Source organism: Bradyrhizobium sp. 44, from assembly GCF_023073095.1.
GTDB lineage: Bacteria > Pseudomonadota > Alphaproteobacteria > Rhizobiales > Xanthobacteraceae > Bradyrhizobium.
In genome coordinates this window covers 748715-765509 of sequence record NZ_JADPIY010000016.1, presented here as the reverse complement: position 1 = coordinate 765509, position 16795 = coordinate 748715, and the positions used below count along the sequence as shown (strand labels likewise).

At 64.5% G+C, this 16795-nt stretch carries 12 protein-coding genes; 8 read left to right on the top strand and 4 right to left on the bottom strand.

What is annotated here, in order from left to right; translation table 11 throughout:
- The first annotated feature begins 208 nt into the window (after window positions 1-208).
- The 4 genes from IVB41_RS20130 (at window position 209) to IVB41_RS20115 (ending at window position 4208) form a co-directional block, all read left to right on the top strand.
- Window positions 209-1795 carry a L,D-transpeptidase family protein gene (locus IVB41_RS20130; RefSeq protein ID WP_247434844.1) on the top strand — a complete coding sequence of 529 codons (1587 nt, stop codon included), beginning with the start codon at window positions 209-211 and terminating at the stop codon, window positions 1793-1795.
- A gap of 92 nt (window positions 1796-1887) precedes the next feature.
- Window positions 1888-2457 (top strand): glutathione peroxidase, encoded by a 570-nt coding sequence (locus IVB41_RS20125; protein WP_247286354.1) that lies wholly within the window; start codon window positions 1888-1890, stop codon window positions 2455-2457.
- A 166-nt stretch (window positions 2458-2623) separates the two neighbouring features.
- The gene (locus tag IVB41_RS20120) at window positions 2624-3649 is read left to right on the top strand and encodes a polysaccharide deacetylase family protein (protein ID WP_027569712.1); all 1026 of its coding nucleotides are present in this window, start codon (window positions 2624-2626) and stop codon (window positions 3647-3649) included.
- A 7-nt stretch (window positions 3650-3656) separates the two neighbouring features.
- A complete protein-coding gene (locus IVB41_RS20115) occupies window positions 3657-4208 on the top strand; it encodes a dihydrofolate reductase (protein WP_027569711.1) in 552 nt (183 codons plus the stop codon).
- An 11-nt stretch (window positions 4209-4219) separates the two neighbouring features.
- Here the strand turns inward: IVB41_RS20115 and IVB41_RS20110 are convergent, their stop codons facing one another.
- Both IVB41_RS20110 and IVB41_RS20105 read right to left on the bottom strand, forming a co-directional pair.
- On the bottom strand, window positions 4220-4672 hold the full coding sequence (locus tag IVB41_RS20110) for a DoxX family protein (RefSeq protein WP_247434180.1): 453 nt from the start codon (window positions 4670-4672) through the stop codon (window positions 4220-4222).
- Window positions 4673-4975: 303 nt separating this feature from the next.
- Window positions 4976-7285: an NADP-dependent malic enzyme gene (locus tag IVB41_RS20105; RefSeq protein WP_027569709.1), complete on the bottom strand. Its 2310-nt coding sequence runs from the start codon at window positions 7283-7285 to the stop codon at window positions 4976-4978.
- A 245-nt stretch (window positions 7286-7530) separates the two neighbouring features.
- Between IVB41_RS20105 and IVB41_RS20100 the strand changes: the two genes are divergently transcribed.
- A complete protein-coding gene (locus IVB41_RS20100) occupies window positions 7531-9495 on the top strand; it encodes a hypothetical protein (RefSeq protein ID WP_247434177.1) in 1965 nt (654 codons plus the stop codon).
- Between the two features lie 143 nt (window positions 9496-9638).
- Here the strand turns inward: IVB41_RS20100 and aspS are convergent, their stop codons facing one another.
- Window positions 9639-11411 carry an aspartate--tRNA ligase gene (gene aspS, locus IVB41_RS20095; protein ID WP_247434173.1) on the bottom strand — a complete coding sequence of 591 codons (1773 nt, stop codon included), beginning with the start codon at window positions 11409-11411 and terminating at the stop codon, window positions 9639-9641.
- Window positions 11412-11605: 194 nt separating this feature from the next.
- Here aspS and IVB41_RS20090 point away from each other — a divergent pair, with 194 nt between their 5' ends.
- Complete coding sequence (locus IVB41_RS20090; RefSeq protein ID WP_247434170.1) at window positions 11606-13081, top strand: YdiU family protein; 1476 nt, start codon at window positions 11606-11608, stop codon at window positions 13079-13081.
- Between the two features lie 86 nt (window positions 13082-13167).
- On the opposite strand, the gene IVB41_RS20085 is transcribed toward IVB41_RS20090, so the two are convergent.
- The gene (locus tag IVB41_RS20085) at window positions 13168-14157 is read right to left on the bottom strand and encodes a zinc-dependent alcohol dehydrogenase family protein (RefSeq protein WP_247434167.1); all 990 of its coding nucleotides are present in this window, start codon (window positions 14155-14157) and stop codon (window positions 13168-13170) included.
- A gap of 103 nt (window positions 14158-14260) precedes the next feature.
- Between IVB41_RS20085 and IVB41_RS20080 the strand changes: the two genes are divergently transcribed.
- Together IVB41_RS20080 and rnd are read left to right on the top strand one after the other, a co-directional pair.
- Window positions 14261-15160: a LysR family transcriptional regulator gene (locus IVB41_RS20080; protein WP_247434164.1), complete on the top strand. Its 900-nt coding sequence runs from the start codon at window positions 14261-14263 to the stop codon at window positions 15158-15160.
- A 373-nt stretch (window positions 15161-15533) separates the two neighbouring features.
- Window positions 15534-16685 (top strand): ribonuclease D, encoded by a 1152-nt coding sequence (gene rnd, locus IVB41_RS20075; protein ID WP_007591909.1) that lies wholly within the window; start codon window positions 15534-15536, stop codon window positions 16683-16685.
- Window positions 16686-16795 lie beyond the last annotated feature (110 nt).

The window sequence follows — 16795 nt, the reverse complement described above, 5'->3', positions numbered from 1 at the left end:
GAAGTTCTCCAGTAACAAGTCCCAGCAATGTAGGTATGAGGCGACCGATCAGGAAGACGATCGGCAGGCCGATACGGCCGCCGTTTACCGCTCCGTGAGGCTTTTTTGCTACGCTTTGGACAAAAGTAGCTGATCGCAGAACCGCCGTGCTGGTGAACGCGTATCCCCTCTGAGAGACTAACATCTGATTTGGATTATGGATTCGATGATGAACAGCGTGAACGGGTCTGGTTTTTCTGCCAAGCCGGCGCGATTCTGGCAGGTCGCCATTTTGACGGCGGCGGGTGCGATCGGCACGGCGAGCCAGGCGGACGCAGCGTTTTATTACTGGACGGATTATTCCGACGGGTCCTACGGGCGCCAGGAGCGCCATCCCGAAGTCCCGCGCCAGAAGCCGCAGAAGCGTGGTGCGGCCGGCAAGAAAGACCTCGTTGCCGAAAAAGAAGCCGGCACGAAACCGCAGGGTCCTCTCGTCATCGTCGTCTCGATCGACCGGCAGAAGGTCACGGTCTACGACACCAAGGGCGTGTTCGCGGAATCCCCGGTGTCGACGGGCATGAAGGGCCATTCGACGCCGATGGGTGTGTTCAGCGTCATCCAGAAGCACAAATTCCACCATTCCAACATCTATAGCGGCGCGCCGATGCCGTACATGCAGCGGATCACGTGGTCGGGCGTTGCCATGCATGCCGGTGTGCTGCCGGGCTATCCGGCCTCGCACGGCTGCATCCGCATGCCGATGGCGTTCGCTGTGAAGATGTGGAACTGGACCAGGATGGGCGCGCGCGTGATCGTTTCGCCCGGGCAGATGTCACCGCAGAACTTCTCACATCCGCTGCTTGCCTCGATGCGCGTTCCGCCGCAACCCGCGGCCAGCCTGGAGCCGCAGACCAATGCCGCCGAGAAGGCCGACAAGGGCGCGGCCAATACCGGGGCCACCGAAGCAAAGCCGGTTGAAACGAAGACTGCCAGCGCGGACGGCGTGCTCGAGCTGCGCTCGTCGGTCGGCCACACCGTGTTGTCGGACGTGACCACCGGATATGCCCCGGTCCGCGAGGAGGCCTCGGCCGACCAGACCGAGACCACCGCAAAGCCCGAGACCAAGACCGCTGAGGCGGCGGACGCGGCCAAGCCCCAGGCCGGAGATGCCGCGCAGCCCGCGAACACTGAAGCGAAGCCTGTCGAGGCCGCGGAGACGCCGAAGTCCGAAACCGCCGAACCCGCGAAGACGCCCGATGCACCGGCCGTGGCTCCAGCGCAGGCGGCCACGCCCGACGTCAAGAAGGACGAAACCCGCGTTGCCGATCCGGCGCCCGTGGCGAAACCTGAAGCGCCCAAGCGCGCGGGCCAGATCGCGGTCTTCATCAGCCGCAAGGATTCCAAGCTCTACGTGCGGCAGAACTTTGCGCCGCTGTTCGAGGTGCCTGTCACGATCGCCGCGAGCGACCGACCGCTCGGCACGCATGTCTTTACCGCCGAAGTCGACAAGGCCGATTCCAATGCACTGCATTGGTCGGTGGTGTCCTTGCCGGTGTCCGTCCGCTCTGCCGCGCGCGAGGATGATCGCCGCATGACAGGCCACCAGCGTGGCGCAGCCGTGATTCCCGTCGCTGCCAAGCCTGTGGTCACGCCGGACAGCCCGGCCGAAGCCCTCGACCGCATCTCGGTCCCGGCCGACACGATCACGAAGATCAACGAAATGCTGACGTCAGGCGGCTCGATCATCGTCTCCGACCAGGGCATCAACCAGGGCGAGACTGGCGAAGGCACCGATTTCATCGTCCGCCTGTACTAGCGGGCTTTATCGCGGCAGATAACGCGGTGTTGACGAGGCCGCTCGCAGCGGCGGGGTAACATGTGCCTCGTATCATTTCGGGGGACGCCGTCATGATGAACCGCAGGACGATGCTCATCGCCGCCTTTGCAGGCACGCTGGCGCCGGTGACGCGTGCACTGGCGGATGGCGGCATGAGCCGAATCTCCGCCTACGCCTTCTCTTTCCCGGCATTGTCAGGCGGCGACATCCGCCTTGCGGCCTTCACCGGCAAACCGCTGCTGGTGGTCAACACCGCTTCGCTCTGCGGTTACACGCCGCAATACGCTGGCCTGCAAGACATCTGGGGCGAGTTTCGCCAACGCGGCCTCACCGTCATTGGCGTGCCCTCCAACGACTTCGGCGGACAGGAGCCCGGCGGCACCAGCGAGATCTCGGAGACCGCCCACCACCAATACGGCGTTACCTTCCCGATCGCGGCCAAGGCTGTCGTGGTCGGTGCGAAAGCGCATCCGTTCTACAAATGGGCGGCAGAGGCGCGCCCCAAAGATGTTCCACGCTGGAACTTCCACAAATATCTGATCGGCCGGGACGGCTATATCGCCGACGTCTTTGCATCCACGGTCGAGCCGGCCGACACGCGGATCAAGACGGCGATCGCCAAGGCGCTGGCCGACACTTGACGGCGCATGTCCCGCAACCCGGTTGGGCACAATTGCGGTGGGGCGCCAAACAGCCGTTGCAATGGCGAGGGCCCACCATCTAGGCTAGGATCGTTAGGGGCAGGATGGTTTTGCCGGAGGCGAAAAGCCGCGGCGGAACAACGGGATCAACCTCGAGGACAACACCATGCGTGTCGCGGCAGGACTGATTTTGGCAAGCGCGATGTCTCTGGCGATGACGAGCGCGGCATGGTCGCAGACCCCGGCTGCAAAGCCCGCTGCCGCGACGCAAGCCCCACCGGCGGCAACACCGGCTGCGGCTGCGCCCGCTGCGGCTCCGGCACCCGCTCCTGCAGCAGCCGCCGCGCCGGCGGGCTTCGTCAATCCTCCCGCGCCTAAACAGGCGCCGCAGCCCGCGCGCGCGGCTTGCAACACGCCGGGCGCCTTGGGCGTCGCCCGCACCGTCGAGATCGACACCACGGGCGGTCCCGGCTTCGGCTTCGAGCATTTCAAGGAGCTCGATTTCCTGCGCGACAAGGAGGTCGTGCTGACCTTCGACGACGGCCCCTGGCCCAAGAACACGCCTGCGGTGCTGAAGGCGCTCGCCGACGAGTGCACCACCGGCATCTTCTTCTCGATCGGCAAGCACGCGACGTACGAGCCGGAGATCCTCAAGCAGGTCTACGCGGCCGGCCACACCGTGGGCACCCACACCTGGTCGCACGCCAATCTCAACAACAAGAAGCTCACGGAAGCGCAGCGCAAGGAAGAGATCGAGAAGGGCCTTTCCGCAGTGAAATGGGCGCTCGGCGGCATTTCGCCCTCGCCTTTCTTCCGCTTCCCGGCGCTCCAGCATCCGCCGGAGATGGTCACCTATCTCGGCAATCGCAACACGGCGATCTTCTCCTGCGACATCGACTCCTTCGACTTCAAGGCCTCAAAGCCCGAGAAGGTGGTCGAGACCGTCATGAAGAAGCTGGACAGCAAGGGCAAGGGCATCATCCTGATGCACGACTTCCAGAAGCACACCGCGGAGGCCCTGCCCGAATTGCTCAAGCGCCTGAAGGCCGGCGGCTACAAGGTGGTGGCGATGCGCGCCAAGTTCCCGGCCTCTACGCTGCCGGAATACGATCAGGAGCTGCTCAAGGACGTCAAGCTGCCGACGGTGAGCACCCGGCCGGTCAACAGCGTCGTGACGACGGTTTCCGAATAGCCGCGCCTTGTCCTTTCGCATCGAAGGCTACGTCATCGTCTCCGCGGACGGCATGCTCGCCGACGCGGCGCATGTCATGCCCGACAGCCTGAAATTCGAAGGCGACAAGCTGTTCTTCGAGCAGGCGCTCGATCGCGCTGCGCTGATCGTGCACGGCCGTCACTCGCACGAGCAGCAGCCGAATTCACCCAAGCGCAAGCGCCTGATCCTGACCCGCAAGATCAAGGCTCTGACCGTCGATCCCGAAATGCCGAACGCGACCTTGTGGAATCCGGATCACGTCAGCTTCGAAGACGCCTGTGCGTTTGCCGATGTCGCCTCCGGCACGGTCGCAATCATCGGCGGCCCCGTCGTGTTCGACATGTTCATGAACCGCTACGACACGTTCTGGCTGTCGGAAGCCCAGCATCTGCGGCTGCCCGGCGGCGAAGGCTGTTTTGTGGAAGTGCCGGCGCGGACGCCTCAGCAGGTGCTGGCCTCACACGGGATGAAACCGGGCGCGCCGTATCTGCTCGACGCCGCGCACGGGGTGACCGTCACGCCGTGGCGCAGGACGTAGCGGTTTAACTTTTATACGTCCCCGTAGGCCGCCTCCGCCGGACGCGTGGCGCGGCCGTAGCCCATGATCATGAACAGCGCGCCGATGATCGACAGGTTCTTGAGCGCGTCCAGCAGCATCTTGCCGTTGTCAGGCGGCACCTGGTTCCAGAAGTCGTAGAACAGGAAGGTCGCGACCGCGACATAGATGATCATCAGCATCGCGAAGAACCGCGCGCCGAAATTCAGCGCGATCATCACCCCAGCGATGATCTCGAGGACACCGACCGCGATCGCCAGCAGTTGCGGCGTCGTCATGGCCGTCGCCGTCTCGACCTGCTTGGCGTAAGGCGCGATCATGTCGGGCACCACGACCTTGGCGGCGATGAAATCAACGGTCGCCTGCATGGCAAACAGTCTTGCCGCGCCCGTGTAGATGAACAGCACGGCGAACAGAATCCGCCCGAAAGTCACGAACGCTGGCATGATCGGCCTCTTTGCTCAGGCTTTTTGAAACCGGAATTTTCGCGAAAGCACTGAAGGATTATGGAGAGTCATTCGCCGGTTTACAAACGGGGAAATGGCGAAAGTCGTTTTGAAAGCATTGAATTGCCGACGCGCGGCAGGTGCGCTCCCTCGCCCCGCTTGCGGGGAGAGGGTTGGGGTGAGGGGGAGCCTCGGCCGGGACGGTGAAAGTTGGACTCGCGGAGAGTCCCCCCTCGCCCGAATTCGAGCTGCGCGCGAATTCGACCTCTCCCCACAAGCGGGGCGAGGTGAAGAGCCCCGCCCCTACGTAAACAACGTCGGCTGCTGCCGCGACGCGCGCTCCTGCGCTTCCACCACAGCCACTGCGGTCATGTTGAGGATGCCTCGCGCCGTCACGGACGGGGTGAGGATGTGGGCTGGACGCGCCGGCCCGATCAGGATCGGACCGACGGGCAGCGCGTCCGCCAGCGACTTGATCATCTGATAGGCGACGTTGGCGGTGTCGAGGCTTGGCATGATCATGATGTTGGCCTCGCCCTCGAGGTTGGAGTGCGGCAGCACCATTTTGCGCGCCGCGGCCGAGAGCGCGGTGTCGCCCTGCATCTCACCGTCAGCCTCGAGCTCCGGATGCTTCTCCTTCAGGAGCTGGGTCGCCCGGCGCATCTTGCGCGAGGATTCCGTGTCGTAACTGCCGAAATCCGAATGCGAGACGAAGGCGATCTTCGGCTTGATGTTGAAGCGCTGGACGTGGACCGCCGCGAGCGAGGCGATCTCGGCGAGCTCTTCGGCGCTCGGATTGGGCCGCACCTGGGTGTCGGCGATGAAGAAGGCGCCCTTGCTGGTGATCAGCAGCGCCAGCGCCGCATAGTCGCTGATCCCCGGTGTGAACCCGACGATCTCGCGGACATGGCGCAGATGGCTCATGTAGCGGCCCTCGACGCCGCAAAGCATGGCGTCCGCCTCTCCGCGCACCACTGCGAGCGCCGCGATGACGGTGTTGTTGGTGCGCACCACCGTGCGCGCCGCATCGGGCGTCACGCCGCGGCGGCCGGCGACCTCGACATAGGACTGCACGTAGGAGCGGTAGCGCGGATCGTCCTCGGGATTGACGAGATCGAAGTCCCTGCCGGCCTTGATCGACAGGCCGAAGCGCTCGATGCGGGCCTCGACCACCGACGGACGTCCGACCAAGATCGGCGTCGCCAGCTTCTCCTCCAGCACCACCTGGGTGGCGCGCAGCACGCGCTCGTCCTCGCCTTCGGCGTAGATCACGCGCACCGGTTGGGTCTTGGCCTTCGCGAACATCGGCTTCATGACGAGGCCGGAGCGGAAAGCGAAGCGCTCGAGCAGCGCGGTGTACTCGTCGAAATTGGTGATGGGCCGGGTCGCGACGCCGGAATCCATCGCAGCCTTGGCGACCGCCGGCGAGATTCGCAAAATCAACCGCGGATCAAACGGAGACGGGATCAGCGAGCCCGGGCCAAACCCTTGCGTCTCGCCGGTATCAAAGCCTTGCGCGACCGCGTCGGACGGCGCCTCGCGCGCGAGCTGCGCGATGGCCTCGACGGCGGCGAGCTTCATCTCCTCGTTGATGGCGCTGGCGCCGACGTCGAGCGCGCCACGGAAGATGAAGGGGAAGCAGAGGACGTTGTTGACCTGGTTCGGAAAGTCGGAGCGGCCGGTGCAGATCATGGCGTCGGGGCGCACCTTGCGCGCCTCCTCCGGCATGATCTCCGGCGTCGGATTCGCGAGCGCCATGATGAGCGGCTTGTCGCCCATCGCCTTGGCCATCTCGGGCTTGAGCACGCCCGGTGCGGACAGGCCGATGAAGATGTCGGCGCCGCCGATGACGTCGGCGAGCGTGCGCTTGTCGGTCTTCTGCGCATAGACCGCCTTCCAGCGGTCCATCGTGGTGTTGCGGCCCTCATGCACTAGGCCGTCGATGTCGCAGACCCAGATGTTCTTGCGCTGCGCCCCCATAGACACCAGCAGGTTCAGGGTCGCGATCGCCGCGGCCCCTGCCCCCGATGCTACGATCTTCACGTCGGAGAGCTTCTTGCCGTTGAGTCGCAGGGCGTTGGTGACGGCGGCGGCAACGATGATCGCGGTGCCGTGCTGGTCGTCGTGGAAGACCGGGATCTTCATGCGCTCCTTGAGCTGCGCCTCGATCTCGAAGCATTCCGGTCCGCGGATGTCCTCGAGATTGATGCCGCCGAAGGTCGGCTCGAGCGCGGCCACGGTCTCGACCACGCGCTCGATGGTGTCGGCCGCGATTTCGATGTCGAACACGTCGATGCCGGCGAATTTCTTGAACAGGACCGCCTTGCCCTCCATCACCGGCTTCGAGGCCAGCGGACCGATATTGCCGAGGCCGAGCACGGCGGTGCCGTTCGAAACCACGGCGACCAGATTGGAGCGGATCGTCAGCGTCGCCGCTTCCGCCGGGTTCTTGGCGATCTCCAGGCAGGCGGCGGCGACGCCGGGCGAATAGGCCAGCGCGAGGTCGCGCTGGTTGGCGAGCGGCTTGCTCGCCTGAATCTCGAGCTTCCCGGGGCGCGGCAGACGGTGATAGGCCAGCGCCGCCTGGTGGAGATCATCGGAATAAGACGACATGCGGTGTCTCGCCTCGCGTTACCGGCCTCAAACTACGTTGTCCTGACCGGCCCGCCTTCGGGTGGTATTTCCGGGTCATGGAAACGGGATGAAGCACGCCGGGCGCCCCGGTGGCAACATCCGATTGCGGCTCCATCAACAGGGCGCCCGGTCAAATATCTGATAGCGCTCACTTTCCCTGGACCCCGCATTGCTTTGCGAATATGGCAAGTTGCGTCCTGCAACGCGAGCAACTGGAGCTGAGAATGAAGCGAATCCTGATCGGCCTGATCGTCGTGGCCGTGGTGGTCGCGGGCGGATGGTTCGGCTTCAATCTCTACGTCCAGCATCGCACCACCGCCGAGGTGGAGGCCGCGTTCGAGCAAATCCGCAAGCAAGGCGGCAAGGCCAGCTACGGCAAGATCGCCTTCGATCTGCCCACGCGCACCCTCACGATCGAGGACATCGCAGTTACGCCCGGCAAGGCACCGCAGGCGCAGATCAGGATCGCCGCTATCAAGGGCACGGGCGTTCGCCAGATCGACGAGACAAGGTTCTCGGCCGACGATATCAACATCACCGGGCTCGAGGTTACGCTGGACCAGATCGGCGCTGCCAAGCTCAAGGTCGCGTACAAGATCCCGCAATTGGTCATGCGCGACTATGCCGGTCCTGTTCACGCGGATCAGGTGCCGGCGGACGGCTCGCTGGTCGACCTGTACCGCTACGTGCTCGGCCAATATGCGAGTGTCGCTGCATCGTCGCTCACGGCCCCGACCCTCACGATCAGCTTCGATTCCGGCGCCGCCGGCAGCGGCGAGGTCACCTATTCCGGACTGGCGATCCAGAACCTGAAGCACGGCAAGATCGACGCGATGAAGTCGGACCGCGCCGTGATCTCGGTCGACGTGAAGCAGCCCGGCAAGCCGGACAAGCTGACGGGCGAATTGTCGAACATCATCGTCAACGATTTCGATTCAAGCGCGATCCTCGCCGCGCTCGATCCGCAGACGGCCAGCGACGACAGCTATCGCCGGGTCTACCGGCAGGTCTCGACAGGTCCCTATGCGCTCAAATCGGCACAGGGGATGCGAGTGGATATCGACGGCTTCACCATGGAAGACATCGCCGTGCAGCCGTCGAAATTCCGGCTGGCCGAGATATTTGCCGCGCTGCCGCGGGATCAATCGGTCCCGCCGACGCCGGCACAGGCACGCGAGCTGCTGGAGAAGCTCGCCGGAGTCTATGAGGGTCTTCGCATCGGTAAGGCCGAAATCGGCAAGATGTCGGTCGGCACGCCGCAAGGAACGGCCACGGTTAATGCCATCCGATATCGCGACGGCGAGTTCGCGGTCGAAGGCGTCGACACACCATCTCCGCAAGGCCAGTTCAAGATGGAGCGCTTCGCGCTGAAATCCTTCAGCACGGCGAATTTGATGCGCTGGGCAGCAAGCCTCACCACTCCCGGGCGGGCGCCCTCGCCGGATCAGATGCTCGGGCTGTTCGGCGTGCTCGCAGGCGCAGAGATCAAGGGCGTGACGGCGCCGTTCAAGACCACCAAGAAGCTGGTCATGATCGACACACTGAGCCTAGACTGGGGGCAGCTGGTCGGCTCAATCCCGAGCAAGGCGCATGTGGTTGCCAAATTTGTCACGCCCACCGATCCATCCGACCCGAAGCAGCTTCCATTGATTGCCAGCGGGATCGACAAGCTCGCGGTCGACCTCGATCTCGGCGCTGCCTGGACCGAACAGTCCAACAGCTTCGTTCTGACGCCGGCGACGCTCGACATCGGCGGGATCGCAAGCGCGCAATTGCGTATTGCGCTCGGCAACGTGCCGCGTGAGGTGTTTTCGATCGATCCCGCTCAGCTCATGGGCCAGGCGGCACGCATCGAGGCGGGCACACTCGAATTCTCATTGCGCGATAGCGGCGTCGTCGATCTCGTCGCGGCGCAGTTCGCGCGCATGCAGAATGTAAGCCGCGATACCGCACGCCAGGCGCTCGTCGAGAGCATCACGGCTAAACGCGAGCAAGTTGCTTCCGCCAATCCGGATGCGAACGCGGCCGTGGACGCGATCGCCCGCTTCGTCGAGACGCCGGGCCAGACGCTTTCCATCAAGCTGTCCCCGCGCGCCAAGGCACCGCTGATGCAATTGATGCAGCTCTTGCAAACCGACCCACAGAGCGCGCTTGCCCAATTCAGGATCGAGGCGTCGACGGGGCTGTAAGGAACGACGCTGCGCGCGGGGACGGCAATTGGACCGGCGAAAATCCCTCCCCGTCATTGCGAGCGAAGCGAAGCAATCCAGAGTCCCTCCGCGGAAAGATTCTGGATTGCTTCGCTACTCGCAACGACGCCGTGGAGACAGCCTCACTTCTGCGGCAGATTCACCTTCACATGCAGCTCGCGGAGCTGCTTGGGGCTGGGCTCCGACGGCGCGCCCATCAAGAGGTCCATGGCCTGCTGGTTCATCGGGAACAGCGAGATCTCGCGCAGATTGTTGGTGCCGCACAAGAGCATGACGATGCGGTCGACGCCGGCGGCCATGCCGCCATGCGGCGGGGCGCCGTACTGGAAGGCACGGTACATGCCGCCGAAGCGATCGACGACTTCCTGTTCGCCATAGCCGGCGATCTCGAAGGCCTTCACCATCGCTTCCGGCACGTGGTTGCGGATACCGCCCGAGGCGATCTCGTAGCCGTTGCAGGTAATGTCGTACTGGAATGCCTTGATGGTCAGCGGATCCTGGCCCTTCATGGCATCGAGACCGCCCTGTGGCATTGAGAAGGGATTGTGCGAGAAGTCGACCTTCTTGTCTTCCTCATTGTACTCGTACATCGGGAAGTCGACGATCCAGGCCAGCTCGAACCGCTCCTTGTCGGTGAGGTTCAGGTCCTCGCCGACCTTGTTGCGGGCCAACCCTGAAAACTTCCAGAACTTGTCGGGATCGCCGGCGACGAAGAACGCGGCATCGCCTTCCTTCACGCCGATCTGGGCGCGGATCGCGGCGGTGCGCTCAGCGCCGATGTTGTTGGCAAGCGGACCGGCACCTTCGCCGCCCTCGCGCCACATGATGTAGCCGAGGCCGGGCTGGCCCTCGCCCTGCGCCCATGAATTCATGCGATCGCAGAAGGCGCGAGAACCGCCACCCGGCGCCGGGATCGCCCAGACCTGGTTCTTGGGGTCCTCCAACATGCGCGCGAACACCTTGAAGCCGGAGCCGCGGAAGTGTTCGGAGACGTCCTGCATCTCGATCGGGTTGCGCAGGTCCGGCTTGTCGCTGCCGTATTTGCGCAGCGCCTCGGCGAACGGAATCCGGCGCCAGCCCTTGGTCACCGGCTTGCCCTTGGCAAACTCTTCAAAGACGCCCGTGATCACCGGCTCCATGGCCGCAAAGACATCTTCCTGAGTCACAAAACTCATTTCGACGTCGAGCTGGTAGAACTCGCCCGGCAGACGGTCGGCGCGCGGGTCCTCGTCGCGGAAGCACGGCGCGATCTGGAAGTAGCGGTCGAAGCCGGACATCATCAGCAGCTGCTTGTACTGCTGCGGCGCCTGCGGCAGCGCATAGAACTTGCCGGGATGGATGCGCGAGGGCACCAGGAAGTCGCGCGCGCCTTCCGGCGAGGACGCGGTCAGGATCGGGGTGTTGAACTCGAAGAAGCCCTGCCCCTCCATGCGCCGACGCATCGACTTGATGATTTCGACACGCGTCATGATGTTCTGGTGCAGCTTCTCGCGACGCAGGTCGAGGAAGCGGTACTTGAGCCTAATGTCCTCGGGATATTCCTGGTCGCCGAACACCGGCAGCGGCAAATCGCCGGCCGGGCCCAGCACTTCGATCTCGCTGACATAGATCTCGATCTTGCCGGTCGGCAAATCGTCATTGTCGGTGCCTTCGGGGCGGCGACGGGCCTTGCCGTCCATCCGCACCACGAATTCCGAGCGCAGCTTCTCGGCCTGCGAAAACGCCGGCGAGTCCGGATCGACCACGCACTGGGTCAGGCCGTAATGGTCGCGCAGGTCGATGAACAGCACGCCGCCATGGTCGCGAACGCGATGGACCCAGCCCGAGAGGCGAACTGTCTCGCCAATGTTGCCCTCGCGGAGCGCGCCGCATGTATGTGACCGGTAGCGATGCATGGTCGTCCCAAATTCAATGTCGGAGGATCGAATCGAACCGCCGAAACGGCCGGCCCAAAGTTGCGGCAGGGTTTACCCGACGAGACCGGGGGCGGCAACCAAGGGAACGGCCCGTTTTCGGCTGGAAGTGCCCATTTTTGCCCAATCTGGGCTCAAGCCTTTGCCATCAGGCGTTCCACGCCTATCTTGAGGCCATGACAGTCCATTTCCCGTTCCAGAACTCCTATTCGGCGCTGCCGGACAGCTTTTTCGCCCGGGTCGCGCCGACCCCGGTCGCAGCCCCACGGCTGATCAAGCTGAACCGGCCGCTGGCGCTCCAGCTCGGACTCGATCCTGATGTGCTGGAGACCCCCGAGGGCGCCGAAATCCTGGCCGGCAAGACGGTTCCGGCCGGCGCCGATCCCATCGCCATGGCCTATGCCGGCCACCAGTTCGGGCAATTCGTACCGCAGCTGGGCGACGGAAGGGCGGTCCTGCTCGGCGAGGTCATCGACAAGGACGGCATCCGCCGCGACATCCAGCTCAAGGGCTCGGGTCCCACTCCGTTCTCCCGCCGCGGCGACGGCCGTGCCGCGCTCGGGCCGGTGCTGCGCGAATACATCGTCAGCGAAGCGACGTTCGCGCTCGGCATTCCGACCACGCGCTCACTCGCTGCCGTCGTCACCGGCGAGCACGTCATCCGCGAGACCGCGCTGCCAGGCGCGGTGCTGACCCGCGTCGCCTCGAGCCACATCCGCGTCGGGACCTTCCAGTTCTTCGCCGTTCGCCGCGACACCGATGCCATTCGCCGGCTCGCCGACCATGTCATCGCGAGGCACTATCCGGAGCTGCTCGGCGCCGAGCGGCCCTATCACGCGCTGCTCGGTGGCGTCGTCGCGCGCCAGGCCGATCTCGTCGCACGCTGGCTGCTGGTCGGTTTCATCCATGGCGTGATGAACACCGACAACAGCTCGATCTCGGGCGAGACCATCGATTATGGCCCCTGCGCTTTCATGGATGCCTACAATCCGGCGCAGGTGTTTTCCTCGATCGACGAGATGGGCCGCTACGCCTATGCGAACCAGCCGCGCATCGCGCTGTGGAATCTGACCCGGCTGGCCGAATGCCTGCTGCCGCTGTTCTCCGACGATCAGGAAAAGGCGGTCGCCGAGGCCCAGGACATTCTCGGCACCTTCTCCGAGACGTTCAGCGACGCCTATCAGGCGGGCCTGCGCAAGAAGGTCGGCCTGTTCACGGAGCGCGACGGCGACGACGCGCTGACCCAGGACCTGCTGGACGCCATGGCCAAGAACCAGGCCGACTTCACCCTCACCTTCCGCAAACTCGGTGACGCCGCTGGCGATCCTGCTGCCGACTATGCACGCGCGCAATTCATGGACCCCGCGGCGTTCGACGAGTGGGCCAGGCGCTGGCACGAGCGCACGGCGCTGGAGCCGCAGAGCGCAGCCGAACGGCAAGCAGCCATGCACGCCGTCAACCCGATCTTCATCCCGCGCAACCACCGCATCGAGGCCGTGATCCAGGCAGCGGTCAACGATAACAACTACGCGCCGTTCGAGGAATTGGTGAAGGTGCTGGCAAAGCCGTTCGATGACCAGCCGGACTACGCCGCCTACGCCGATCCCCCGCTGCCGGACCAGCGGGTGCTGCAGACGTTCTGCGGGACGTGAGGCGAGCTCGGTGCGCAGGGTGGAGGAGCCGAAGGCGTAATCCGTGATGCGGGTGCGGAAATCGTTTGTCCAAGACGATCGTTCGCTCAGATCGTCACCACGATTTTGCCGACCTGCATGTTTGACTCCAGAAAACGGTGCGCCTCGACGATCTCGTCAAAGCGAAACGTTTTGGCGATGATCGGACGCAAGGCACCACCCGAAAGCCCATCGAGGATGAACGCCTTCGCCTTCGCAAGCCGCGTGGGGTCGCGGATGATCTCGTGCACGAGATAGCCGCGCAGCGTCAGGCTCTTGGTCAGGACGTTGACCAGCGGAAATGGCGTCGGCTCGGGGCTCAGGCCGCCATATTCGATGAGAACGCCACCCGGCGACATCGCGGCGGTGAGCGGCTCAAATATCGGGCCGCCGACCGCGTCGAACACCACACGAACGCCGTTTGAGCCGACAATGCCCTCCAGGCGCGACCGGATGTTTTCTTCGACCGAGGCGATGACGTCGGCGGCGCCAGCATCGCGCAAGGCTTGCCGCTTGATCGAAGTTCGCGTCACTGCAATCGGCATCGCACCAATCCGGTTCGCGATCTGAATCGCTGCAAGCCCGACACTGCTCGACGCTGCTGTAATAACCACTGCCTCCCCTCGCTTTAGCCCAGCAATATCGACCAGAGCGCCGAACGCCGTCAGATATTGCATCCATGTCGCGGCCGCCGCGTCGAAGCCGAGCTCGGGCGGGTGCTTCACGACGAACTCCGCGGGAAACGTGACGAGCTCGCCATAGGCCGGCCATCGCACCATCGACACGGGCGGCACGATGCTGACGACCTCGCCCGGCGAGAAGCCGCTCACGCCTTCGCCGATCGCCTCGACGACGCCGGCGGCCTCGAGACCAAGGCCGGACGGAAAGGTCGCGGTCTCGATATAGGTCCCCGCTCGCAAGAGCGCTTCCGCGCGATTGAGCCCGAGGGCCTTGACCCTGATCTGCACCTCGCACCTTCCTGGCGGCGCGACGTCAACGATCTCGATGCGCAGCACCTCGGGGCCACCATGTCTGTGGAAGCGAACGACGCGCGCCATGAACACACTCCAAAACGATTGAATTGAATGGAGCTATGCCAACCGCAGGGCAGCGGATAAAGCGATCAAACGGCCAAACAGTCGAAACCAGGAGTTTGCAATCATGGACCGCCTGACCAGCATGGCCGTCTTCGTCAAGGCGGTTGACGTGGGTTCGTTCGCCGCTGCCGCCGATGCGCTCGAAATGTCGGGGCCAATGGTCGGCAAGCACGTTCGCTTCCTCGAACAACGCTTGGGCGTCCGCCTCCTCAACCGCACCACACGGCGCCAGAGCCTGACCGAGACAGGCCAAGCCTATTACGAGCGCTGCCGCACTGTGCTCGCCGAAGCCGAGGCCGCCGATGCCGTCGCTTCCGACGAATTGTCCGAGCCGCGTGGCCGGCTTCGCGTGACCATGCCCGCCCTGCTGGGCCGGCACTGCATCGCCCCCTTGCTGATGAAGCTCGCGCGACGATATCCCCATCTGGAGCTCGATCTCTCGTTCGGCGACCCGATCGCTGACATCATCGAGGCCCGCTATGATCTTGCGATCCGGACCGGCGATCTAAACGATCAATCCGGCCTGATGACGCGGCGCATCGCAAGCCAGCGCATGGCGGTGTGCGGTTCGCGCTCCTATCTGCGCGCCAACGGCAAGCCGAAATCGCTCGACGATCTCGCCGCACACCAAGCGATCATCTATCGCCGCTCCGGACGCGTCCGGCCGTGGCTGTTTCCCCGCGAAGGCCAGCCTCCGAGCGAAATCATGCCGGCGGGAAGGCTCAGGCTCGACGATCTCGACGCGATTGCGGACGCCGCTACACAGGGGATGGGGCTGGCCTGGCTGCCATACTGGCTGGTCCGCGAACGCCTACGCGCCGGTACGCTCATCAATCTGTTGAGCGGTCAGCCGGGATTTCTCTACGACTGCCACGCGCTCTGGCCCCGCTCGCCCCGGATGCCGCCGAAAGTTCGCGCCGCCGTGGACGCCTTGGCGGCCGTCCTGCCGAAGCTCATGACGTGACGCCGGATGCCGCGGCGCTGCATCGCATGGTGCCCCCGTTAACCCCGCGTCCACCATCCGGCCCAGCCCGCCGCCGGTAACCACGAGAATTAACAGACCCTCAATTCCCCCCGGACAAGTTTAGCAATGTTGCTGGGGGACATTGCCGTGGATCTGTTGGTTTTCGAGTTCCTGGGGCTGGCGCTGGTCGCCATGTGCGTGGTCGTGGTGGCGCTGCCCTGCGCGCGCAAACCCTCCCGGCGGGTCCGCTACGAATAGGATTTTCGTCGGAAAATGCGATTCCGGCCCAAATGCAAGGCTCGAATTCGCTTCGAGCCCCTTGACATCACAGCGCTTTCGGCAGAACGGCTGATGGACTTGTCATGGGCCGTTCATGGATTTGATTACCACCACCGCTGACCTTGCGGCTGCCTGCAGCCGGCTGGCCAAGCACCCCGTCATTACCGTCGATACCGAGTTCCTGCGCGAGACCACCTATTACCCGCTGCTGTGCGTGGTGCAGATGGCGAGCGCCGAGGAAGCGATCGTCATCGACACCCTGGCCGCCGGCATCGACCTCAAGCCGTTCTTCGAGCTGATGGCCAATGAGGCCGTGCTGAAGGTGTTCCACGCCGCCCGCCAGGACATCGAGATCATCTGGCATCAGGCGGGCATCATCCCGCACCCCGTGTTCGACACCCAGGTCGCGGCCATGGTGCTCGGCTACGGCGACAGCATCGCCTACGACGCGCTGGTCGAGAAGGTCACCGGGCACCGCCCGGACAAGACTCATCGCTTCACCGACTGGTCGCGCCGGCCGCTGACCAAGGAGCAGATGCACTACGCCGTGTCCGACGTCACGCATCTGCGCGACGTGTTCGCAGCGCTCGATGCCGACCTCAAGAAGCGCCGGCGCAGCGAATGGGTCTCGATCGAGATGGAGGTCCTGACCTCGCCCAAGACCTACGACTTCCACCCCGAGCGCGCCTGGGAACGGCTCAAGACGCGGGTGCGCAAGCCCAAGGACCTCGCAGTCCTGATGGAGGTCGCCGCCTGGCGCGAGCAGGAGGCGCAGAGCCGCGACGTGCCGCGCGGCCGCGTGCTGCGCGACGAGGCCGTCAGCGACATCGCCACCCACGCGCCGAATACGATCGAGAAGCTCGCAAACCTGCGCTCGGTGCCGAAGGGTTTTGAGAAATCCAAATGGGGCGCCGATATCGTCGCCGCGGTCGAGCGCGGGCTGGCGCGGGATCACGCCACGCTGCCGAAGCTGGAAAAGCCGCGCAACAACAACAATGGCGCCGCGATCGTCGAGCTGTTGAAGGTGCTGCTGCGCATGACCGCGGAGCGCCACGCGGTCGCCAGCAAGGTGATTGCAACCGTCGACGATCTCGAGGAGATCGCGGCCGACGACGAGGCCGACGTGCCGGCGCTACGCGGCTGGCGCCGCGAGCTGTTCGGCGAGGCCGCACTGAAACTGAAGCGCGGCGAGCTGGCGCTGGCGGTGGAGAAAGGCCGCGTGATCGGGGTTCAGCGGGCGGAATAGGCCGCCAACCCTCCGCAACGTCGTCCCCATTACTCCATGCAAGAGTTTGGCGAAGACTCGTCGTTCGGGACTACTACCACCCGTCTCGCTAGATCGCGCGGTATGGGTCC

What these genes read in the sequence shown, in the direction of transcription:
- aspS (WP_247434173.1), bottom strand. Translation starts at nt 11,411, where the DNA reads ATGCATCGCTACCGGTCACATACATGCGGCGCGCTCCGCGAGGGCAAC.
- IVB41_RS20125 (WP_247286354.1), top strand. Translation starts at nt 1,888, where the DNA reads ATGATGAACCGCAGGACGATGCTCATCGCCGCCTTTGCAGGCACGCTG.
- IVB41_RS20105 (WP_027569709.1), bottom strand. Translation starts at nt 7,285, where the DNA reads ATGTCGTCTTATTCCGATGATCTCCACCAGGCGGCGCTGGCCTATCAC.
- IVB41_RS20100 (WP_247434177.1), top strand. Translation starts at nt 7,531, where the DNA reads ATGAAGCGAATCCTGATCGGCCTGATCGTCGTGGCCGTGGTGGTCGCG.
- rnd (WP_007591909.1), top strand. Translation starts at nt 15,534, where the DNA reads ATGGATTTGATTACCACCACCGCTGACCTTGCGGCTGCCTGCAGCCGG.
- IVB41_RS20130 (WP_247434844.1), top strand. Translation starts at nt 209, where the DNA reads ATGAACAGCGTGAACGGGTCTGGTTTTTCTGCCAAGCCGGCGCGATTC.
- IVB41_RS20085 (WP_247434167.1), bottom strand. Translation starts at nt 14,157, where the DNA reads ATGGCGCGCGTCGTTCGCTTCCACAGACATGGTGGCCCCGAGGTGCTG.
- IVB41_RS20090 (WP_247434170.1), top strand. Translation starts at nt 11,606, where the DNA reads ATGACAGTCCATTTCCCGTTCCAGAACTCCTATTCGGCGCTGCCGGAC.
- IVB41_RS20080 (WP_247434164.1), top strand. Translation starts at nt 14,261, where the DNA reads ATGGACCGCCTGACCAGCATGGCCGTCTTCGTCAAGGCGGTTGACGTG.
- IVB41_RS20110 (WP_247434180.1), bottom strand. Translation starts at nt 4,672, where the DNA reads ATGCCAGCGTTCGTGACTTTCGGGCGGATTCTGTTCGCCGTGCTGTTC.
- IVB41_RS20120 (WP_027569712.1), top strand. Translation starts at nt 2,624, where the DNA reads ATGCGTGTCGCGGCAGGACTGATTTTGGCAAGCGCGATGTCTCTGGCG.